Source organism: Nitrospiraceae bacterium (assembly GCA_019637075.1).
Classification (GTDB): Bacteria; Nitrospirota; Nitrospiria; order Nitrospirales; family Nitrospiraceae; genus JAHBWI01.
The window spans coordinates 1-21,688 of sequence record JAHBWI010000010.1; the positions used below are offsets into that span (position 1 = coordinate 1).

16 protein-coding genes are annotated in these 21,688 nt (G+C 57.4%); all 16 read left to right on the top strand.

Annotation, left to right across the window (positions count from 1 at the left end):
* The first annotated feature begins 315 nt into the window (after positions 1–315).
* The 16 genes from KF814_18165 to KF814_18240 all read left to right on the top strand — a co-directional run bounded on the left by KF814_18165 (position 316) and on the right by KF814_18240 (position 21,627).
* Entirely contained in the window at positions 316–996 is a 681-nt protein-coding gene (locus KF814_18165; protein MBX3238076.1) for an MCP four helix bundle domain-containing protein, read from the top strand.
* 482 nt (positions 997–1,478) lie between these two features.
* On the top strand, positions 1,479–6,347 hold the full coding sequence (locus KF814_18170; GenBank protein MBX3238077.1) for a multicopper oxidase domain-containing protein: 4,869 nt from the start codon (positions 1,479–1,481) through the stop codon (positions 6,345–6,347).
* A 211-nt stretch (positions 6,348–6,558) separates the two neighbouring features.
* Positions 6,559–7,455, top strand: a complete 897-nt coding sequence (locus KF814_18175) for a carboxypeptidase regulatory-like domain-containing protein (GenBank protein ID MBX3238078.1) — start codon at positions 6,559–6,561, stop codon at positions 7,453–7,455.
* Positions 7,456–7,516: 61 nt separating this feature from the next.
* Positions 7,517–8,101, top strand: a complete 585-nt coding sequence (locus KF814_18180) for a hypothetical protein (GenBank protein MBX3238079.1) — start codon at positions 7,517–7,519, stop codon at positions 8,099–8,101.
* Positions 8,102–8,172: 71 nt separating this feature from the next.
* Positions 8,173–9,519: a HEAT repeat domain-containing protein gene (locus KF814_18185; protein ID MBX3238080.1), complete on the top strand. Its 1,347-nt coding sequence runs from the start codon at positions 8,173–8,175 to the stop codon at positions 9,517–9,519.
* A gap of 225 nt (positions 9,520–9,744) precedes the next feature.
* Positions 9,745–10,527, top strand: coding sequence for a hypothetical protein (locus KF814_18190; GenBank protein MBX3238081.1), 783 nt, complete (start codon positions 9,745–9,747; stop codon positions 10,525–10,527).
* A 288-nt stretch (positions 10,528–10,815) separates the two neighbouring features.
* Entirely contained in the window at positions 10,816–11,808 is a 993-nt protein-coding gene (locus tag KF814_18195) for a methyltransferase domain-containing protein (GenBank protein MBX3238082.1), read from the top strand.
* 3 nt (positions 11,809–11,811) lie between these two features.
* Positions 11,812–12,528, top strand: a complete 717-nt coding sequence (locus tag KF814_18200) for a DUF420 domain-containing protein (protein MBX3238083.1) — start codon at positions 11,812–11,814, stop codon at positions 12,526–12,528.
* A gap of 86 nt (positions 12,529–12,614) precedes the next feature.
* On the top strand, positions 12,615–13,115 hold the full coding sequence (locus KF814_18205) for a PCP reductase family protein (protein ID MBX3238084.1): 501 nt from the start codon (positions 12,615–12,617) through the stop codon (positions 13,113–13,115).
* 75 nt (positions 13,116–13,190) lie between these two features.
* Complete coding sequence (locus KF814_18210) at positions 13,191–14,258, top strand: hypothetical protein (protein ID MBX3238085.1); 1,068 nt, start codon at positions 13,191–13,193, stop codon at positions 14,256–14,258.
* A gap of 80 nt (positions 14,259–14,338) precedes the next feature.
* Positions 14,339–16,156, top strand: a complete 1,818-nt coding sequence (locus KF814_18215; GenBank protein MBX3238086.1) for a cytochrome ubiquinol oxidase subunit I — start codon at positions 14,339–14,341, stop codon at positions 16,154–16,156.
* Positions 16,157–16,186: 30 nt separating this feature from the next.
* Positions 16,187–16,837, top strand: coding sequence for a DUF3047 domain-containing protein (locus KF814_18220; GenBank protein ID MBX3238087.1), 651 nt, complete (start codon positions 16,187–16,189; stop codon positions 16,835–16,837).
* A gap of 37 nt (positions 16,838–16,874) precedes the next feature.
* A complete protein-coding gene (locus KF814_18225; protein MBX3238088.1) occupies positions 16,875–17,267 on the top strand; it encodes a hypothetical protein in 393 nt (130 codons plus the stop codon).
* Between the two features lie 15 nt (positions 17,268–17,282).
* Complete coding sequence (locus KF814_18230; GenBank protein MBX3238089.1) at positions 17,283–18,197, top strand: formylglycine-generating enzyme family protein; 915 nt, start codon at positions 17,283–17,285, stop codon at positions 18,195–18,197.
* Between the two features lie 11 nt (positions 18,198–18,208).
* Positions 18,209–19,162 (top strand): SUMF1/EgtB/PvdO family nonheme iron enzyme, encoded by a 954-nt coding sequence (locus tag KF814_18235; GenBank protein MBX3238090.1) that lies wholly within the window; start codon positions 18,209–18,211, stop codon positions 19,160–19,162.
* 530 nt (positions 19,163–19,692) lie between these two features.
* The gene (locus KF814_18240; GenBank protein MBX3238091.1) at positions 19,693–21,627 is read left to right on the top strand and encodes a cytochrome ubiquinol oxidase subunit I; all 1,935 of its coding nucleotides are present in this window, start codon (positions 19,693–19,695) and stop codon (positions 21,625–21,627) included.
* Positions 21,628–21,688: the final 61 nt, after the last annotated feature.

Below are 21,688 nucleotides of genomic sequence, written 5' to 3' on the forward strand. Positions count from 1 at the left end.
TGACGTCATTCCGGGCCCGAAAGTGTTCGAAACCCAGATCCACGGGAAGCGGTTCGAGATGTATAACGATACCGTCCTGGGCTTCAACAAGTCGGGCAAGGAAGTGGCGCGGATTCAGGTCGAAGAGCCGATCTACATTCGGCCGGCCGAACGCGTGACCTGGCTGTAAGTTCATTCACGGAAAGGTGGGAGGGCCTCCGGCTCTCCCACCGTCTATGGATGAGGGCAGCGAGGCGAATGCTTCACAGGGGCAGGGTTCCGTAAGGGGCCCTGCCCTTTGTGCAAGGAGCAGCCGTTCTCTCAGCAAGGTTAAGTATGCGGCGGGTGCCGTGGCGTGAACTCGTCATCAGTCTCGTTGTCGTCCTGGGCGGAGCGGCGCAGGCGCAGGTCTTGTCCCGGGTTGACCAGGACCTGCGCGTGATCTATACCGAGTACACGCTTGCGGTGGTCGATCTCGGTCACGTCAACACGGAGCTCAGCCGGTACCGCACGACGATTCTCCGGGCGATGGAAGCGACCACCAAGCCGGAATTTATGCGGATTGCGGAGTCCCTGCCATTTCAGCGTGGTCGCATCGAATCAACCATCGAACGATTTTCTCAGATCGTAAAGAGCGCGGCGATCGACAAGTTCCACCGCACCGAAGAACTGGCTGAGTTGGATGAGGTGCAGGATAACTTGGCTGCCTACCTGACTGCGTCGGAATACACGATCGGTTTGCTGCGCCAACTGTGGGCAACTCCTGCGGGTGGCTCCGCGGGGCAGATTCGAGAGCGGGCCGAGGACAATGCCGCAAAGGATGCAGGCGGTAAATTTATCGCCGTCACGTTGGCATTGGATCGGTTGATCGAGACTGTCTCCGCCATTGCCGCGCAGATCCGCACGGATGCCGACAAGCGGCTGCGCATGCTGACGGCTGCAACCATGGGCTTCACAGTATTGGTCGTCCTAGTCGTCATCTCGCCCATCGGACGCAGTCGAACGGCTCATCCCTAGCCCCGGAATCGTTCTGGTATGCGGGGAAAACCTTGTGATGGCGTTTCCCGGGGGTTGACAGAGAGATTCAGGTTCAGTAATGTGCCGCACGATTATTCTTAGGATTCTGTGTGTCCTGAGGTGTACTATTTCAATCTGATTCCACTGTTCCTCATATCCATCAAATTCAAGGAGGCCGGTCCATGAATTTCTTCGTTCTACTTCTCCGCGACACATAGTGTGTTCGGCGTGATTGTTTCGAGGTGTGTCTTCGCCTCTGACAATTACGACGGAAGCTTCCATGAACGCGGGTTGGTGCGGCCGGCTCCTTAGGGGCCCGGCCGCCGATGCCTGCGCTCGAGGGGCGAGGTGCATCCCATGGATCTGCGTGGATGCGGCGCGTCGCCGCTTGTCCGCCTGCTCCAAGGCTGAAGCACTTCTATTGGGCCCTGTGGGCCCTGGGTTCATTTCGTTCGAGTCAATCATCGCAAGGAGGCCGGTCCATGCATCACTATTTCTCTACCCGTATGGGGTCACGCGCGCTTCGCGTGATCACCGGGGGAGCCATCCTCTGGCTCCCCATGGCTGCAGCAGCAGGTGAAAGCCTGCCGCATGCCGACCACGCCACCGCGCAGCAAGCCGCGATGGCGCATCAGCTGCCTGCCTGGGCTGAACAGCTCAAGGGGCAAACGATTATCGAGGACTCGATCGCCGGAAGACCGGAACGTTCGTCGATGGTCGAACAGCAGCACCAGCGCATCATGGAGCATTTAAACCATGATCCTCAGGTGCAGCACGTCAACACCGGTATGTTCAATACCCAGACCATGATGCACCAGTACGGTGCCGGCGGGCAGGACCTGCTGTTGATGTCTGATCCCCGCGTCGAACCGGTTGCGATGACCAACGGCGGCAAGTGCCCTGCGACGGCGCCGGTCAAGCAGTACAATGTGTCGGCGATCAACGTCGAGATCACCCTCAATCAGTGGCTCGACTTCTATCCCGGCTACATGTACGTCCTGGACGAGAATCTCGATAAGGTCCGGGCTGAAGAAGCCAAGAACAAGGAGTCCCGCGAGAAAGAAGGGTTCGATCCGGGCGCGGTGATCCCCGGCGTGCAGGCCCAGTGGATTCAGCCGTTGACCATCCGCGGCAACCAGGGCGATTGCGTCAAGATCAAGCTGGCTAACAAGCTCGAGGGCGGTGAGGACGTCAGCCTGCACATCCACGGCTCCTCTATGGTCGTCAGCGCCACGGGTGCAGCGGCGACCACGACGAACTCCGACTCGATCGTTCCCAAGGACAAGGTCGGCGAGTTCGAGTGGTACATCCACCCGAGCACGCAGGAAGGCGTCCGTCAATTCCACACCTTCAGCAACGATCGTGAACTGACGGTGATGGGGCTGTTTGGCTCGTTTGTCGTCGAACCCCACGGTTCAGAATATCTCGAGGCCCTGGGTACCGGCGAGGCCACGCCAGCCAACAGCGGATGGCAGGTCATGATCCGGAACGGCAGCGGCCCGGACTTCCGTGAATTCGTCCTCTACTATCATGAGGTCGGTGACGAAGCATTTCGTCCGCTGAACAAGAAGGGTGACTTCCTTCCGCAGCGCGACCCGTTGACCGACGCGTATCGCCCGGGCGGTCGCGCGATCAACTATCGCAGCGAGCCGTTCGGCATCAATAACATGCACGTGCAGCACGAGTACTTTGGGTTTGAGGACGAGTCGATGGGGTATAGCTCCTACACCTTCGGCGATCCGTCGCCGACGATCCCCCGCTCTTACCTCGGTGACCCGGCGAAGTTTCGCCTTGTGCACGGCGGCTCGGAGGTGTTCCACAGCCATCATCCGCACGGCGGCACGATTCGCTGGCCGCGCAGCCCGCGCGCCATCGATGACATGAACCTCTGGGCGACGGCGACCAACGGTCCGGTGAAGTATCCGGTGATCCGGCACAAGACCGACCGCGTGGACGTTGAGGTCATCGGTCCGTCGGAAGCGCTCGATCTGGAGACCGAATGCGGTTCCGGTCTGTGCCAGCAGTTGGCCGGAGACTTCCTGTTCCACTGCCACGTGGCGCACCACTATGTGGCCGGAATGTGGGGCTATTGGCGCGTTTACAACACGATTCAGCAAGGGGAATTGCGCAACGACACCATGCCGGATCTGCGCGAATTGCCGGACCGCAAGGGCCGCATTCGGGCGCCGGTGTCATCCGACAAGCTAATCGGGACGACAGTCGATTGGTTCGGTAAGCAGTTCCAGATCATCGAGAAGGGCAAGAGCAACTGGAAGGGCAACCCCGCCACGATTACCATCAAGGATTGGGTGGCGATGCAGTTGCCTCCTCCGGGCAAGCCCGGTCATAAGGACGATGAAAAGGGCCAGACGATTTCCTACGACGCCACCGTGTACGACTGGACGTGGGAAGGCGCTCGGGCGATGAGCGAGAAGGAAAGCACGATCGACAACCCGAAGTACAAGTCGACACACCCGGGCAAGCGGCATCCGATCATGTTTGAAACGACCACCGGCAAGGTGGCCTGGCCGTATCTGACGCCGCACTTCGGCCGTCGGGTGATGTTCTCGCCGAATCACGTCGGCGCGCCGTGGTTGGAAATGATCCGCCGGGACGCGAACGGAGAGGAAAGTGAGGATCAAGCACTGCCGGGTGAGAACGGCGTGTGGAGCCTGTGTCCGGAGAATGCCGGCCGTAAGCACTACAACGTGCACTTCATCAAGCTGCCGATCACGATCGCCAAGAAGACGGGCAAGGAGCCTGCGGTCGTGGACCCGAACGGTTTGATCTACGTGCTGCATGAGGAAGAGGCGGAAGTCCGCAAGAACGACGACCTGAAGTATCCGTTGGTCGTTCGCGGCAACATCTATGACTGCGTCGATTGGACGTTGACCAGCGAGTGGGACGACGATGACTATACGAATTTCCAGGCATCGAAGATCAACACGCACTGGCACTTCCTGCAGTTCGATAATCAGGCGTCTGACGGCGTGATCACCGGCTTCTCGTATGAGCAGTCGGTTCGTCCGTTCACGATGCTCGAAAAGAAGAATCAGAAGGGCCTTCCGGCCCCGATGAACACGACCTTGACGGCGGCGACCAAGAAGGGCGCCACGTCCATCACCGTGAAGAATGCCAAGCAGTACCATGTCGGCACCCTGATCTTGGTCGGTGCCGATAACGTCAAGGGCAACGAGGTCTCGCGGATCAAGGCGATCAACGGCAACACGATCACCTTGGCCAGGGGCTTGAAGCACGATCACCCGGCTAACGACATCGTGACGGTGGAATTCGTGCGGCAACGGTTCTGGGTCGATGCCGACGTGGGAACGGTGTTCTGGCACGACCACGCGTTCGGCGCGACGACCTGGCCGCACGGCGGATTTGGGACGTTCATCGCGGAGCCGGTCGGCTCCACCTACCACGACCCGAAGACCGGCAAGCCGATCCGTAGCGGACCGGTGGCCGACATCCGTACGGTGGAGCCGGTCGGTCATGGCGTCAACGGCAGCTTCCGCGAGCTGATGGTGCAGGTGCACGATACGGTGCCCCACACGGTCAACATCGTGACCGCGGGCAATCCGCCGGGGCAGCCGATCGAAGTGGCGCTTGAGGCGGGGAAAACCGTATCGTTCATGATGCCCGAGAAGATCTATATGACGCCGATGCCGTTCCTGAACGGCGGGACGCATACCACGGGCAGCGGGCTGAATTTCCGGGCCGGACCCATCGCGCAGCGGTTGGCCACGAATCCGGATGCCTCGCAAATCTTCAACAGCCAGATTCACGGCGATCCCTATACGCCGATCCTTCGCGCGTACACGGGTGACACCATGGTATTCCGGCTGTTGCACACGCTGATGAACGAGTCGATGGTCTGGACGATCTCCGGCCATTCGTTCCTCAGCGAGCGGTATGCCGGCGATGCGAACCGGAAGAATTCGATCCACATCGGTATTGCCGAGCGCTACGATCTCGTGGTGCCGCAGGCCGGTGGACCGCGGTTGCAGGCCGGCGACTACATCCATTTCAACGGACGGTCGTCCAAGTTCTCCGAGGGAGGCTGGGGCATCATCCGTGTGTTGGATAAGGAAGTCAGTGATCTGAAGAAGCTTCCCGCCGGGTTCTCGCATCGCAACGAGATTCCGGAAGCACGACCGGTATGCCCGGCTGATGCGCCGGTGAAGCAGTTCAACGTCGTGGCCCTGGACTATCCGGGCATGAAGTTCAACCCGAAGGCTCCCGAGAGCATCGAGGTGGACTTTGAACGGAAGATCCTGTTGACCAATCCTGAGGCGAAGATCTATGCCCTCGAGGAGGACGTGGCGAAGGTGGCCGGCGGCGCACAGCCGATGCCGCTGACGCTCCGTATCAACAGCGGGGACTGCGTGAAAGTGCATCTGAAGAACAAAATGAAGGACGGCAAGGCGTCCTTCTCCGCGATCGGCCTGGCCTTCGATCCGAAGGATTCCATGGGCGCGAACGTGGGGAACAACCCCGGTGATCAGACCGTGGCTCCGGGCGCCGAGCGTGTCTATACCTACTACGCCGATCCGTTCCTCGGTGAGACCACCTCATTGGTCTGGGACTGGGGCAATGTGATGCTGAATCCGCGTAACGGCTTGTTCGGTGCCGTGGTGGTCGGTCCGAAGGGCGCGAAGTATCGCGACCCGAAGACCGGCGCCGACCTGTCGAACAAGAATGCGTGGGCGGCCGATGTCATCATCGATCGGACGGTGCCGGGATACGAGCATCGCCAGAATTACCGCGATGTGGCGTTGTTCTTCCAGGACGAAGACAACATCATCGGCACGAGCTTCATGCCCTATGTGCAGAACGTGGCGGGATTGACCGGCGTCAACTACCGGTCCGAACCGTACAAGTTCCGCGAGGAACAGGGCTGCTCGCTGGGTAAGGTGTTCCAGCCTTGCAAGGCGGATAAGCCCGAAGATCCCGCAACCCCGTTGATCGAGGCGCATGCGGGTGATCCCGTGCGCATCCATATTCTCGGGGTGAGCAATGAGCAAAACGGCATGTTCAGCGTCGAGAAGCATGAATGGCCGATCGAGCCTTTCATGCGCGGCGCAGACTTGATCAGCGTCGTCGAGTACTCCGGTTCTGAAGTGCTCGATGCGATGATTCCGTCTGCCGGTGGCATGTACCGCTTGCCGGGCGATTATGTGTACAGCAATCAACGGTTGCCGTACTCGCAGTCCGGACAGTGGGGCTACCTGCGGGTGCTGCCGACAGGCGACACACGACTGTTGCCTCTGGCGGGTGCCGGCGCCGGTGCGAAAAATGCCGGGGTGGAACAGCCTGCTCCTCAGGCGATTCCAGTCTCCAGCAAGTAGGTAGAAGCCGCTCCTGTTTTGCGCAGGAAGCAGCTGGGGGGAGCCTATGGAGGCTCCCCCCTTTTGTTATGGCGCAGTGGTTGTGTAAGATGAGCCGGTTATGAGTGGGCCGACCGTCAGAAAAGGCGGGGATCGTGAAAGTTCAGCAGTGATGGAGGAGCGCGCGATGAGTACACCAGGGCTCTTGCGGATGCTGGCCGGTGGATTAGGCATGATGGCGGTGGGCCTGATGGGTGTCTGGTCAGCCTCTCCAGCCAGGGCCTATGAGGCGATCGAGGTTCAGCATGGCGGCACATTAGAAGGAACCATTTCACTGGACGGGCCGATTCCCGAGGCCAAGGGCTTCAATCTGATCACGTTTCCCGATCCTGTCTATTGCGGCAGAATTTCCAATGGAAAAGGCTGGCGGTTACTGAAAGATTTCCAGGTGGGTCAGAACGGCGGGTTGAGAAATGCCGTCGTATTGTTGGAAGGGGTCGAGACAGGTAAGCCTTTCGATATGTCCGTACCGCTGATTGAAGCCCGTGACTGCCTGTTTCAGCCGTGGGTCACGATCGTTCGTAACGGACATGCGGTTGAGGTCGTGAATATGGACCCCGTCATGCACGACATCCAAGGGTACGAAACGTCCGTCGAGGCGGGAAACCGCGTGCTCTTCAACACCCCCCTGATCTTGAACCACCAACATCAGCGCGGCAACATGCATGCCATGCACAACCATGCTCCGGGCAAGTCGCTGGTGGGGCCGATCTATCTGAATAAAGGGCGGCGCACGTTTTACATGCAGTGCGGATTCCATGCGTATATGGAAAGCTGGGCCATGGCCGTCAACAATCCTTACTATGCCGTGACGGATGAACAGGGGAAGTATCGGTTGGACAATATTCCGTCTGGTACCTACCAGCTGGTGGTGTGGCATCCACAGTCCGGCCCCGGCGTTACCCGCATGGTCACTATCCAGCCGGATGGGACGACGACCGAGCATGTGGCGTTGCCGGCACCCAAGGGGTCCCGCACCGCCTATAAGGTGATGGATAACCCGCGGTTTGGCCTTGAAGCTCTGGGGCATCCCGTTGATATTCAGCCGCTGGTCGAGCAACAGCAATAGTGTCCACGGGAGGGAGGCTGCTGGCTGCTCTTGGGCTGGGCTGTGGGCTATTGGATTTTTCATGGGGCTAACCCTGCCGGCGTTCGGGCAGCCTGGGCCAGCTTCTCCGCCAATCCCACAACAGGCGGAATTCTCGGCTACATTGGTGAAGCAGGTGGAGGGCCGTAAGTCGGAGGCGCAAGTCTTCGCTAAAGGGGATCGCCTGCGGCTGGAGTACAAATACGCGCTCAAGACGGAACTAGGACTTTCGAGTATCGAAATTATCCGTCTCGATAAGCGCGAGTCGTGGTTCCTGCTGGCGCAGAGACGACAGATCTTGTCGGTCCCTATCAAGCCCGAGGAGATTCTTCCCATCCAAGCGCCCCTGCCCGGTGAAAAGACGCGAACCTTGTTGGGCGATGCGACGACGGTGGGGCGCTCAGCTAATCTGTATGAAGTGCGCACCGACTACAACGGCCGCAATGAGCGGTATTATGAATGGGTGGATGTCGAGACTGGAGTGGTGCTGAAGTTGGTGAGCCAGGACCGCGATTGGTCGATCGAATATTCACGCATCAGGTTTTCGTCCCAGCCGGACTACTATTTTGATGAGCCATCGGGCTATAAGCGGTGGGTCCCCGAATCAACCATGAAAGAGCGTGGATAGAGAAGGAGCCGACTGTGTCAATGGGGCTAACGATGGATTCGGGCGGTGGCACCACGGGATCATCACAACCCGTGTGCGTGATAACTGCGGCATTCTGGTTGCTGTTGTGTTTGGTCTCGGTAGCGGGGGCGGCCGCGCCGCATGAGGCCCAGACGGCCTTTGATAAGAAGCAGTACCAAGAGGCGGTGGACTTGGCGGACCGCCTCTTGAAGGATGGAAAAGCTGATCTCGATGTCCGACGACTGAAGATCCGCGCTCTATTGCGTTTGGGGAAACCGAAAGAGGCGCTGACGGAATATGATGTGCTTACTCAGGCTCTCAAGCAGGATGACCAGGCACTGCTGCGGGAGGTTTCGCTCGGGTTCATCATGGTACTAGTCAAGGATATGCGGGAGCAAATGCGGGGCGCTGCCTACACCGCGTTGAAAGATTTCGATTCGCCGGACACCATTTCGCTGTTGGAGGACGGGCTTAGTGACGGATCCGGCTTGGTCCGAGCCTTGGCCGCCGAGGCCCTCGGTAAACTCGATGCCGGTCGTCGCTCGCCGAGATTGCGAAAGGCGCTCGAGGACCAGGCGAGCATCGTCAAGACGCTCATTATCAAGGTGTTGGGAAAGAGCGGGGACAAATCCGCCATCCCACTTCTGGAAGAATCCTACAAGGACGAGCAGGCGTCGGTGCGTCTGGCTGCCGCAGGAGCCTTGTATCGGTCGGGGCGCGCAGAGATGTGGGACGTCATCCAGAAGGCCGCGTCTGCGCAAAACCCTGAGGAGAGGGCGACGGCCTTGCGGATGATCGGAGAGTTGCAAGACCCTCGGGGTCTTTCCATCCTCACCGAGGCGTTGATCAATACACAGCCATCTGTCCGCGGCGCGGCTGCCTCGGGGTTGGGGGATCTTGGCAAAGTGGAGGCCATCCCGGCGTTACAAGGGGTCCTGGATGACAAGATTCCGGCTGTGAGAACCTCGGCCACCATCAGTTTGGGAGAATTAGGGGCCAGGGAGGCCATCCCATCGTTGCGCAAATCGTTATCAGATGGCAATGCCGTCGTTAAAGCGGCGGCCGTATCGGCCCTCTTGCGTCTTGGGGAACCCATCGAGACCATGATGCCGCAAATCTATGAGCTGGCGCAGGAGAAGGACCCAGGCACGAGGTCGGCGGCGGCCAAGGCGGTCGGCCGGGCCCAGGGCGCGAGCGTGCAGCCGGCAGTGGAGTTCTTGGCTGATGTGTTGAAGGATCCTATCCCGAGGCCCCGGATCGCTGCCGCGCGTTCTTTGGGCCAAATAGGAGGGATCAATCTCATCCCCTTGCTCAAAACCGCCTTGCACGATGAGGATGACGCGGTGCGCGCCACTGCCGGTGGGGCAATCGGTCGGGTACTGTCACACAAGCTACAATCGTCTAATCACTCGAAATAATGAGCGAATTGAACACTTGATTTGAAGTTGACACTCTGAATAAGATTCCTGTATACACTCTCGATCCGAGGCCGGACGTGGGTCGTAGCGCTAGCCACGCCATGTGATAAGAGAATTGTCTGAGGGGGTAATAGTCACCGACCCCCTCCTACATCGGGTTGGTGACTTATTGGTTCGGTAGGTTAATGTTCATCACAAGGAGGCAGTGACATGAAGAAGGGTGCCATGACAGCATTGTTTGGGATGGCGGCCGCAGCCGTGTTGGCTGCGCCCCTCGCGTCGTTCGCGGGTGGGACGATCGCCGGCAAAGTCACCTACGCCGGGAAGGCGGAGCAGAAAGAATTCTCCTTCGCAAAGTTCCCCAACCCGAAGTTCTGCCCGAAGAATCCCAACAAGAGCTTGGCAGATGGTGACAAGCGCTTCCTGAAGACCATCGAAGTCGGCAAGGATGGCGGTCTGAAGAACGCCGTGGTAGCCGTGGTCGACATTGATGACAAGGCATTCCAGGATAGCTACAAGGGCACGGATGTCGTGGCCGAATTCTGCGAATTCCTTCCGTTTGCCGGTGTGGTCGTCAACAACAAGAATTTCCGCGCTGAGAACCGGGATGCGGATCCGGACGATCCTAAGTCCAAGGAAGGCGTGCTCCACAACCCGCACAGTTTCACCGTGAAGGGCTCCACCTCCGCCACCGGTTTCAACATCGGTCTGGCGAAGAAGGGTGATAAGCTCGAGAAGCCGGTGACGTTCCGTGGCGGCGCTGAGAAGGAAGGGTATTATCGGTTGCAGTGCGACCAGCATGAGTTCATGCAGTCCTTCTTCTTGCCGGTCACCAATGCCAACTACGCGGTGGTGAAGGATGACGGTTCGTTCGAAATCAAGGACGTGCCGGCTGGCAAGCACAAGGTTGTCGTCTGGCATCCGTTTGTCCAGAAGGGCAAGCGGTTTGAGTTCGATGTGGACGTGACCGAAGGTGGCTCGGCGGCCTTGAAGGCTGAATTGAAGTAAGCGGTTTACGGTTGCGGGGACTGTTCCCTGCGGCTCAAGGGGGCAGTGGTCTTTGAGGCCACTGCCCTTTTTGTTTTCTCCAAGCCAGTGGCCTGCGCCTCAACCTGCTGGTTTAGGCCTTTGGTTCACCTCTCGTATCGGTCGACTTCCCACTCCGGTTCCCAGCCACGCAGGGGCGAAAAGCATTGCATTTTTAGGTGGTTCTACCTGTTCCCACTTACCTTGCGTTTCTCTTTCTGAACTGGGTAAGATGCCAAAATTTCCACTTCTGGATCACTGAAAAGGTGCGTGGTGTCTCGAGACCTATCTCTGGCTGAAATCTTCCAGCTTGGTTATTACTGGGAGACGAAGATTCTCTTAACCGCCGTGAAGTTAGACGTTTTTTCTGCTCTGGATGGGCGTGGAAAAACCGTCGGGGAGCTTGCGGCGAAGATTGAGGCGAATACCCGTACGCTTGAGTTGCTGTTGAATGCGCTCGTGGCGATGCGTCTTCTTAATAAAGAAGGCGGTCTTTATACCAATACCCCTGCCGCCAGTACTCATTTGGTCAAGCAAGCTCCGCAGTATGTCGGGCATCTACTCATTCTCCACGATGCAGAATGGCAAAATTGGGGCCATCTTGAGGAAGCGATTCGCAGCGGACGTTCTCCGGTCACCCAGCACGTGTTTGAAACGGATCCCCAGCTAGGGGCCAATGTGCTGTCCGTGCTGCATCGGATCGGACAACAGAGCGGTCCAGATCTCGCCAAACGGCTCGCTTTGGGTTCGGCCAAGTCCATGCTCGATCTCGGAGGCGGGGCCGGGACGAATGCGATCGCATTTTGCCGGGTGTATCCGCAACTCTCGGCCACGGTATTTGATTTGCCCACAACGTTGCCGGTCACGGAACATACCGTCAAAGAGGCCGGGCTCGAAGGGCGGATCAGCCTCATGGCCGGTGATTTCAATCGCGATGGATTGGGCGGTCCTTACGACGTCGCACTGATGTCCGACATCCTGCACTATCAGGATTTCGATACGAACGCGGCCATCGTAACGAAGATCTTTCGGCACCTCAATCCGGGGGGGCGACTGATCATCAAGGATCGTTTCCTGGACCCAACCGGTACGAGCCCTGCGTGGACCACGGCGTTTGCCGTGCACATTCTTGTGAACACCGAACAGGGCGCTTGCTACCGTACCTCAGACGCCATGCAGTGGATGCGGGATGGGGGGTATGGCTCGATCGAGGAACTTGAGCGGACGGCAGTGGTACAAGGCTGGCGACCGTCTGAAGGGTGATACATGTTCGAATTGATGCGACAACCCGGCTTCTTTGGCACCCATGCGACGCTAGGCGCCGACTTGAGCCAATTGATGGCCACGCTCTTCACGGGCCTGTTCATTGTCGGATGGATCCAGGCCAAACAGAAGCGTGGACACGCTCACCATTGGCTGATGCTGGGTGGCATGATCGCGATGGTCGGGTTCTTTACGACCTACTATCTGTTCCGCCAACTGGGCGTCCTGGCGGTGGAGGGAAAAGAAGGATTCGGCGGGTCCCAGTCCTTGTATGACTATGTCTTCATCCCAGTGCTGACATTGCACATCATTCTGGTCATCATCGGACTGGTCATGGCGGTCTATATGATCGTCCTGGGATTTCGATCGCAAGCTTTTTCCGGTGGAGTGCGGCTGCTGAGCGAGCAGGTGCTGCAGACATCCTGGAAAAAGGTCGGCGGGATCTTCGCCGCCTTGACCGCTGTTGTGCTGTTGCTGTTCGGTACACGTGTCATGTCTGCCGGCTTTTCGATGCGGAAACTCGAGGTATATCTGGGATTCTTGATCTTGGTGGCAATCGTCCTGGCAGTGGAAATGTCCATCCAGCGTATTTGGCCGAACGGCGCCAAGCGCCATCGCGCACTCGGTCGGTTCACGATGATCATTTATTGCATTCTGTTTGCGACGGGAACCTTTACCTATGCCATGCTCTACATCCTGTACCCCGGAAAGATTGGTTAGCGACGGTTCGGACAGTCAGGCAACGACGCGCAGCACGGAAGCCAGGGCGTTGCACAAATAGGGCACCAGTTTCTAGGTTAAATGACGTGATGTTGACTTGTGGTTGCGGCAATTGGATGCACACTGAGGGGGTTGAAGAACGCGTCACCGGTGATGCGTTCACTTGGTTCGTCCGATCCGAGTGTCGCCCCTGTGGCTGGGTCGTCGGGATCGATGTTCCGGCCGGGCAAGCCGCTCCTTGGGTGGATCGGCTCCTGTGGAGCGACGAGGCAAGGCACCGGCTCGACCGGTTGCCGCCCTACGTCGCGCCCTTGATGCGGGAAATGGTGGAACAGTATGCCCGGCAGCATCAGCATCGCGTCGTGACCTATGAGTTGATCGAGCAAGCGAAGACCGGAGACGTGGTGGTATGGGATCCCGAAGCCGAACAGCGGCTTGCGAATGTCCCGGCTCCGGTGCGGGCAATGGCCCGAATTGAATTGGAGCGGACTGCGGTCGATCGAGGTTCGAGTCGAGTGACCGTGGCCATGATGGAAGAAGTGAAGGCTCGTTATTTCGGAATGGCCGCGCGAAAAAACGATGGCTGAAGACGGGGCTGGGACGGCTGACACCTTTGAACGCTGTAACCAGATCACCTCGCATCACGTATCACTGGATTTCCCATGCTGCATCGACTAGCCCTTCGAGTCTTGCCAAGCCTTTCCCTGGCTGTGACCGAGGACGCCATTCGCAAGAAGAAGCGGATCGTTATGTTCGTGCCAGGGTTAGTGGCTTTCGGGATCTATCGAGGCGCTAAGCATGGTTTTGATCTGGCCGACCCGCTGACGCTGCTCATTTTAAGTGGCTTGGTTTCCCTGCTCACGGCTGGCGGTTCCTACCTAATCGGTCGACGACTCCCGTTCACACGAGTGTTGACGGAGGATGGGGGGATGCGGGTGACCTGGCTGCTTGGCTGGATCGGGTTCGTATATGGAGTGCAGTTGTCGCTGTTGGTGCTCGCCTTGTTGTGGCTGGTCGGATACGACTATGGCAAACATCCTGATGGTCCGGCGATGATGGCCATCATTATCTCATGCACCGCCGTTGCGCGAGATGCCTTTGAGATCGGGCACGTGCGTTGGGTGGAGGCGGCGGGGCGGCCGTTTGTGACCTTTCCCGATGGCAGAGCGTTACGGGGGATGCTGCAGTCGGCGCCGCCTGTGCTTTGGGCTTGGGTCGGGGGGGGGGCCATCGCGGCGCTGGCGTCGTCGACGCTGGTTCCATCCTTGGCCAATGCGCAAGTGTCGGTTCTCGTTCAGGCTGCGGTCGTCACTCTGGTTGCAGGGAGCGTCTCGCTGTTGGCGTTTTTTGCCGGGCAGGGGGACGGCAGTGGGTGGAAGGCTAAGGTGCTGGCGACATCCTGGATGGAGTTGTCGAAGTTTCTGTGGTGGCCGGGGCTCGCGTTTGCCTCGACGTACTATCTCGTGCTGGTCGGTCTGTTGCTCTATGTTGCGAAGCAGGCTTGGCCGTCCTCTGGCATGCTAGCAGCCGTCGCCGCCGGGGTCGGTGGTGTGATGGCTCTATATGCATACTATTTGGGGCACCGCCGGGATGTCGAAAATCGTGAGCAGGGAGTGCTGCCCAGTTCGCTCCTCCGATGCCCCTTTGTGATGGGTATCCTGGGCCAGTCGCGGACCAATGTGACCGGCGAAGCAGTCGGACAGGTCTCCGTCTTAGGAAAGAGCAGCTAAAGGATTCAACTATGCATGAATCTCAAGGAAGCAGTCAGTGGTGTCGAGCGTCATGGAAGTTGTCCGCTCTCTGTGCGGGTATGCTTGCGATGCTTTGGTTCATGATGGCAGCTCCTCAGTCGGGGCTTGCCGGGGAGTCGCCTACTGATGTGTTCTTCCACACCCCCGGAGTTCCAAGCGGGCCGGCGGCGCCGACCGCGAATGAGATTCACTATCCTCAATACGGGTCGATGGATAGCCGCCTGTTGGTGTGGTTTGTCACGCAGCAGCATACGTATTTCGGGGGCTTCGTCTTGGCCTTGCCGATTTTTTCCGTGTTGCTTGAATTTTTGGGGTTGATGGCCAGGAATCCTGCCCTGTCGCTGCGCTACGACGGGTTGGCTCGGGACTTACTCAAGGTCGCGCTGCTTTCTCTCTCGGTGACCGCGGTGGTCGGCAGTCTGATGCTTGGGATGTTCATCACGCTCTATCCCAGTTTCATGCAGTACATGGGCTCGACTTTCAAAGTGATGATGCCGCTCTATGCCCTCGTGTTCGTGGGCACGACGCTACTGACGATTGTCTACTACTACACGTGGAATCGGCTGTCGGCTCCCGGCTTGAAGTATGGCCATGCCACGATCGGATTGCTGTCGGTGGTGTTTGGAACCTCGCTGCTGCTGCTGGCCAACGCCTGGGCTGCCTTTATGATGTCTCCTGCCGGTGTCGACGCGGAGGGCCGATATCTGGGAAATCCTTGGCACTTACTGCATTCGGCCTTGTGGAATCCGCTCAATGTTCATCGTTTCCTGGCTGATATCATGTCGGGCGGTGCGGTGGTCCTGGCCTATGCCTGTTACCGGTTTTTCACCGGAAAGAATCAGGAAGAGCGGGCCTATTACGATTGGGTCGGCTACATTTTCTTGTTTGTCACTGTCTGCGCATTGCTCCCCATGCCCTTTGCCGGCTACTGGCTCATGCGGTCGGTCTATGCTTTCCGCCAGAGCATGGGAGTCACGATGATGGGGGGGCTTTTGACCTGGCTGTTCGTGGTCCAGGCGTTGTTGATCGGGGCGTTGTTCTTGGGGGTGAACTACTATCTTTGGCAAAGCACGGGGCGCATCCGTGGTGGCGAACGCTACCAGTCCTATTACCAGTACCTGTTATTGGCCCTGCTTGGGTGCCTGTTCATTTGGCTGACGCCCCATACGTTGTTGATGAGCGACAGCGAAGTAAAGGCCATGGGCGGTGCGCAGCATCCAGTCATCGGCAATTATGGCGTCATGTCATCGAAGAACGGCGCAGTCAACGTCATGATCTGTATCACGACGTTGAGTTATATCCTGTACCGTCGCGCCAATCGAACCATGACTATTTCCTGGGTCAAGCGGGGCAATGTGGTGCTCGGTGTCCTCTTCGGCCTTGGCATCGTGCATATTGTGTGGTTGTCGATCTACGGTTTTTACTTGCCGGCTAGCATCAGGGTCGCTTTGTCTGGCCCGCAAGCGTTGACGACGCTAACGGTAGTGGTCTTGGGTCTGGTGCTGAACCGACAAATGCTGCGGGGAGCCACGATTCACGGTCCCGTCCAATGGGGCAACATTTCAGTACGGGGCATGGTGGGGCTGTTTGGTCTCGCGGCGGCATTTTCTTGGGTGATGGGCTTGATGGGTTATATCCGTTCGTCCGGAAGACTGGCATGGCATGTCAGCGAGTTGATGCCCGATACGTCCCCTTGGGCCTTTACGCCGACCATCGGCTTTGCGGCCAAGATGGTGACGATCAATATGGTGGTCTTTTGGGGTGTGGTGTTTTTCTTGTTTTGGGTCTGTCAGCGTGGCCAGCGACCGGTCATGCACGAAGCAGTCGATGCTGAGAAGGAGCCGGTGTTTCTGCCGACTCCTTCGCATGAGAGCTAGGATCAACGTCAAACGAGTGTGGTGTAGAGGATGAAGTCGTTGTTAAAAACATGGGCCCTTGCGAGCGTGTTGGTAATCGCATTCGGTGGGGTGACATCGGCGTTGGCCGGTGACAATGGCGTGATTGTGCTCGAGGATTTTCAGCACAAAGACCAGGATGGGTTTCCTGTCGACTGGCAGCATGAGAATCAACGAAGCCAGGCCAAGGGACGCGATGCATACAAGATTCAAGTGGAGGGTGGCCAGGGATTCCTAGCCGCTCGTGATGCCGGGCAGCGGGTCAAGAAGCGAAAAATCGATTGGGATCCCAAGGCCTATCCAGTTCTGACCTGGCGGTGGCGGTTGCATAAGGCTCCCGGCGGGTCTGAGCCGGTCGCAGCGCTGTATGCGTCGCTCGACACCGATTTGATGTTCATTCCCGTGTTTACCAAGTACATCTGGAGTGGTACCAAGCCGGAAGGGACTATTGTGGAAGGCGGGATGTTCAGCGGATCGGAAATCGTGGTGCAGAGTGGGACGGCCGCTCTCAACGAATGGGTCGAGGAGCGGATCAATGTCTATGAAGATTTCAAGCGGCTACATCAGCATGAGCCGGCTGAGAAGGCCTGGGGTATTTCCATCTATGCCGGTCCAGGAGTCGAAATCGATTTTGGGACGATAACTGTCAGCAGAGGGAAGTGATCGGCACGATGTTCGAGCCGAGGTAGGTGTCCAGCCCATGCCCCGAGTACCATCGAAAACCTTTATTGATATCCTTTTGGGCGTAGTCGTCATGGGGACGGTGGGGGCGCTCATCGGGACGATCATGGGTGGAGTTTCCATGCCGCTGGCGACTGGGATTGGACTAGCCATGGGCGCAGTCGTCGGTTTTCTCGGTGGTCGGCGATTCTTGATCAGCATCCTGGTGGGTTCCCTTCTGGGCGGGGCTCTGGCCTGGATGATTGCAGGGTGGGAAAAGGTTTCGTTCGGAGCAGGCGCGGGGGCGGCGATGGGCGGGTTCCTGGGTGTGCAAATCTCGATGCTCTTGGACATGCGGGCGGCCCGAAAGGCGGCTACGCTTCAACCGCCGGTGGATAATTCCACGGAGACTCCAGCCGGCATCAATTCGTGAAGGGCGTGTAGCGAAATGGAAAACAGAGCTGTGTTGATCGGGTCCATCATTTTCGTGTTCGGATCCTTTATCGCGACGATTGTCGGGCTTGTGTACGAGTCCTATAAGGCCAAGCAGATGCGAGAATTGGCCATGTCGATTAAGACGGAAACAAAGGCGACCGTGGTGGCTGAGAAGCAGGACTTTTCCATGTACAAAACCCTCATCGGTGATGACGGTCGGGAGATGGTGCAGATTGCTGAGGGTCCGTTCGTGATGGGGAGCCGCGACAATGACAGCGATCCGGACGAGAAGCCTGAGCACCAGGTCTACCTCAAGGCATATTTCATCGATAAGAAGGAGGTTTCTCAGGACGAATTTGATCGTTTCGCCAAGATGACGAAGCGGGCCAAACGAAAGATCGAAGTATTTGAGGACGACCCGGCCAAGCTCCTCAAGCCGGAGAACCCGGCGATCGCCGTGACGTGGGACGACGCCGAAGCGTACTGCCGGTGGGCAGGAAAGCGGTTGCCGACGGAGGCAGAGTGGGAAAAGGCCGCTCGGGGCGAAAGCAAGCGGCGATATCCATGGGGGGATGAGTTTGTTGTCGGCTATGCGAACATCGATGGAACCGAGGATGGGTTTCAGTATCTGGCGCCCCCAGGAACGTTTGAGCCAGGCCGAAGTCCATTTGGAGTTTATGACATGACCGGGAACGTGGCTGAGTGGGTTGCCGATTTCTACGAAGAGAATTACTACCAAAAAGCGACTTATAGGGATCCGAAGGGGCCCGATCAAGGTGAGCAACGCGTTATTCGCGGTGGCTCATGGCGTGAAACCAAGCGTAATGCAAGGCCTTCAAAGCGATTTCAGGCGAAGCCCTGGCGGCACGACATTACGATTGGATTTCGATGTGCAAAGGATGTCGAACTGGAGTCGCTGGCCAAGTAATTGGTCGTGTCATGCTGGAAAGTAAGTTCAAGATCGCGCTCCTCCTTGTTGTGCTGGCGGCTGCCAGCCTTCCTGTCATGGGCATTATCAGGGGCACTATTCTTCCCCCATTCGAGCAAGATACCGCTCATCAAGGCGCTGGTTCTGCGGAGCAGTCTTCCCAGTTCGCCTCGGATGAGGCTCCGGTCGGGGAAGAAATGGTGTTGGTTCCGGCCGGCACGTTCATAAGGGGAACGGATCAGGGCGGTTTCGATGAGCAGCCTAAGCGGGAGATTTTCCTCGATTCGTTCATGATTGATCGGAACGAGGTGACCAACGCGCAGTATGCCGCTTTTGTGGCTGCCACTGGCCATCGTAAGTCAGGCCCCCCGTCACGCTATGCGAAAAATATGGGCAAAATGCGAGGGGTGAATCAGCCGGTGGTATATGTCTCCTGGGAAGACGCCGAGGCCTATTGTCAATGGGCTGGGCGCCGATTGCCTACTGAAGCAGAGTGGGAAAAGGCCATGCGAGGAACGGATGGGCGGCTCTGGCCTTGGGGCAACGTGGAGCTTCCAGGTGGAGCGAATTGGGCGCGAATCGATGATGGTTTTGAGGCTTCGGCACCTGTCGGACAGTTTAAGAGCGATGCGAGTCCCTACGGAGTGATGGACGGGGCGGGAAATGTGCTTGAGTGGGTGGAGGATTGGTATCAGGAGAGCGCCTATGCGGAGGCTGAACCTAGAAACCCCCATAGCCCTGAACATGGGACATTTCGGGTGTTGAGGGGAGCTGGTTATACCAGCGCGGGGTCCGACCTCCGTATTACCAGCCGGAGCAAAATGATGGCCGATTTCCGGGATGAAACAATCGGCTTCCGCTGCGCACGATCAGTGGATCAAAATGAGGATTCCGGTGGGTCGGTGCGGCCTGGGAAAATCACAGGAAATCAAAGTAGTAGAGGATTAGGAACACGGCCAAAATGATATTGACAACCATTCCAGCCAAAACTATAATGTCGAACACTTTTGAGTTTTTTGCCATAAAAATTCCTATTTTTGCGCGCTCGCGTGAGAAATTTTGTCTAACACAGAGCAGAGAGTGTGTCAATTAGATTTACGTAACTAAACCGTTAGGAGAGTCACGATGGGAACGGAAGCTGCTCAGGCTCAGGACGACGTCAAGCTTAAGATCGGCAAGATGATTTTCTATCTCACCTGCGCGATCAGTCTTTGGTTTTTCTACTGGTTCGGTGGGATTCAGTGCCCGTGCTGAGTCCTCACCCTTCTTTTCACGCTCAGTTGATTAAGTTGAGGGGGGTTTGAGATGGGCCAAACAATTGTGTATGTGCTGGTGTCCGTCGCGATCTGCGTCGCCTACTTCACCGCTGTCGATCACTTCCTGATGGACGCGCAGGGGTTGGACTTCTGGTATCTCTTCCGGAAGTAGTTTTCCGGGAGGCGGAGAGATTTTGAGGATTGTTTTTCATATTCGTGATGTATCAAGGAGGTAACCCATGGGTCCGGTAACCCGCAAGAAGTTGATGTCGATTATGGCGCTCAGCGCGATGATCGGCCTCCTCCTTCTGCCTGTCCTGGTTTCGATACCTGCGCTCGCCAGTGGTGGCGGAGGAGCTGCCCCAGCCGCTCCCGCTGATTCCGCCAAGAAGGACGGTGGTGAGGCGAAGGTTGAGAAGGGTAAGGATGTGTACTACAAGACGGAGGGTATTGTCTCAGGCCCTCCGGCCCCAAAGACGACCGACGGGGAGAAGGACTATCCTCGGTACAATTTTGAGAGCCGCGTCCTCCTCTGGTTTGCTAACCAGCAGCACCTCTATTATGGAAGCTTTGTGCTCGCGGTTCCGATCTTTTGCATGATCATTGAGTTCATGGGGGTGGTAACTAAGGATAAAGCCCTCGCCAAGCGATATGATCAATTGGCTTATGACTTTATCAAGATCAGTCTGACGGCCTACTCTCTGACGGCAATCTTGGGTGGTATTCTGATCTTCACCTTCCTGACTCTCTATCCCGCATTCTTCCAGTACCTCTCGAACATTTTCCGGCCGGTCATGCATATTTATGCGCTGACCTTCGTCGCAGAGAGCGGTACCCTCTACATTTATTATTACGGATGGGACAAGATGAAGGAGGGATTCCTTAAGTGGATCCACCTCAGCATGTCTGTCATCCTGAACGTCATCGGCACCCTCCTGATGTTCCTGGCGAACTCGTGGATCGGCTTCATGATGTCGCCGGCCGGTGTTGATGAGCAGGGCCGATTCCTGGGGAATATCTGGCACGTCATCCACACCGCCTTGTGGAACCCGTTGAACCTGCACCGTATTCTTGGCAACATGGCCTTCGGCGGCGGCGTCGTGGCGGCCTACGCCGCCTATCGGTTCTTGTCTGCGAAGACCGACGAAGAGCGGGCGCACTATGACTGGATGGGCTACATCGCGATGGCCCTCGGTGTGTCGTTCTTAATTCCTCTTCCTTTTGCCGGGTACTGGTTGATGCGTGAAGTCTATGCCTATCGTCAGCAGATGGGCATCACGCTGATGGGCGGTCTGCTTGCGTGGTTGTTCATCATTCAGGCAACCATGATCGGCATTCTCTTCCTCAGCACCAATTATTACCTGTGGCAAGCGTTGGGTCGGATGCGCGGCGCTGAAAAATATCAGCGCTATATCAAGTATCTGGTGTTTCTGCTGTGCTGTGGGTACTTGGTGTTTATCACCCCGCACACGATGGTCATGACCCCGGCCGAACTGAAGGCAATGGGTGGTCAGCAGCATCCTGTGTTGGGTAACTACGGTGTCATGTCGGCCAAAAACGGTGGCATTAACGTCATCATCACCACAACGGTGTTGAGCTTCGTCTGGTACATGCGAGGCAACAAAGTCTCGACTGTGTCGTGGGCGAAATTCGGTAACATCTTCATGGGCTGTTTCTTCTTCTTTGCATATATCAATATTATCTGGCTGGCGATTTACGGATACTACATTCCTGCAAACGTACGTGTAGGGTTATCCGTGCCCCAGGTGGCTACGACGCTCTCGTGTCTCTTCTTCATGTTCGCCTTGAACAGCGTCATGATGAAGGGCGCCAAGCAGACGGGCGCAATCGAGTGGGGTAAAATCTCTGCGCGATCACAATATGCGCTGATTATGCTTGCGACGGCGTTTACCTGGATGATGGGCTTGATGGGCTACATCCGCTCTTCGGTCCGGTTGTTCTGGCACGTGAACGAAATCATGCGTGACAATTCTCCGTGGGCCTATACGCACACGGTCGGATTCGCTGCGAACATGATTTCCGCCAACGTGTTGTTCTTCTGGATCAGTATCATGTTCGTATTCTGGCTTGGTACGCTAGGAGCGAAAAAAGCCCCCGTTGAGGCCAAAGCTGGAGCCCCTGGGAGAGCCCCAGAACCGGCTGTCGGTCACTAACCCAGAGAAACGCAAACAAATCGTGTGGGAAGGCCATTAAGGTATGTGCTCGAGATGGCCT

Coding starts and splice junctions, on each gene's coding strand:
- KF814_18170 (MBX3238077.1), top strand. CDS start 1,479: ATGCATCACTATTTCTCTACCCGTATGGGGTCACGCGCGCTTCGCGTG.
- KF814_18230 (MBX3238089.1), top strand. CDS start 17,283: ATGGAAAACAGAGCTGTGTTGATCGGGTCCATCATTTTCGTGTTCGGA.
- KF814_18235 (MBX3238090.1), top strand. CDS start 18,209: ATGCTGGAAAGTAAGTTCAAGATCGCGCTCCTCCTTGTTGTGCTGGCG.
- KF814_18225 (MBX3238088.1), top strand. CDS start 16,875: ATGCCCCGAGTACCATCGAAAACCTTTATTGATATCCTTTTGGGCGTA.
- KF814_18240 (MBX3238091.1), top strand. CDS start 19,693: ATGGGTCCGGTAACCCGCAAGAAGTTGATGTCGATTATGGCGCTCAGC.
- KF814_18220 (MBX3238087.1), top strand. CDS start 16,187: ATGAAGTCGTTGTTAAAAACATGGGCCCTTGCGAGCGTGTTGGTAATC.
- KF814_18190 (MBX3238081.1), top strand. CDS start 9,745: ATGACAGCATTGTTTGGGATGGCGGCCGCAGCCGTGTTGGCTGCGCCC.
- KF814_18175 (MBX3238078.1), top strand. CDS start 6,559: ATGATGGCGGTGGGCCTGATGGGTGTCTGGTCAGCCTCTCCAGCCAGG.
- KF814_18200 (MBX3238083.1), top strand. CDS start 11,812: ATGTTCGAATTGATGCGACAACCCGGCTTCTTTGGCACCCATGCGACG.
- KF814_18210 (MBX3238085.1), top strand. CDS start 13,191: ATGCTGCATCGACTAGCCCTTCGAGTCTTGCCAAGCCTTTCCCTGGCT.
- KF814_18215 (MBX3238086.1), top strand. CDS start 14,339: ATGCTTGCGATGCTTTGGTTCATGATGGCAGCTCCTCAGTCGGGGCTT.
- KF814_18165 (MBX3238076.1), top strand. CDS start 316: ATGCGGCGGGTGCCGTGGCGTGAACTCGTCATCAGTCTCGTTGTCGTC.
- KF814_18180 (MBX3238079.1), top strand. CDS start 7,517: ATGGGGCTAACCCTGCCGGCGTTCGGGCAGCCTGGGCCAGCTTCTCCG.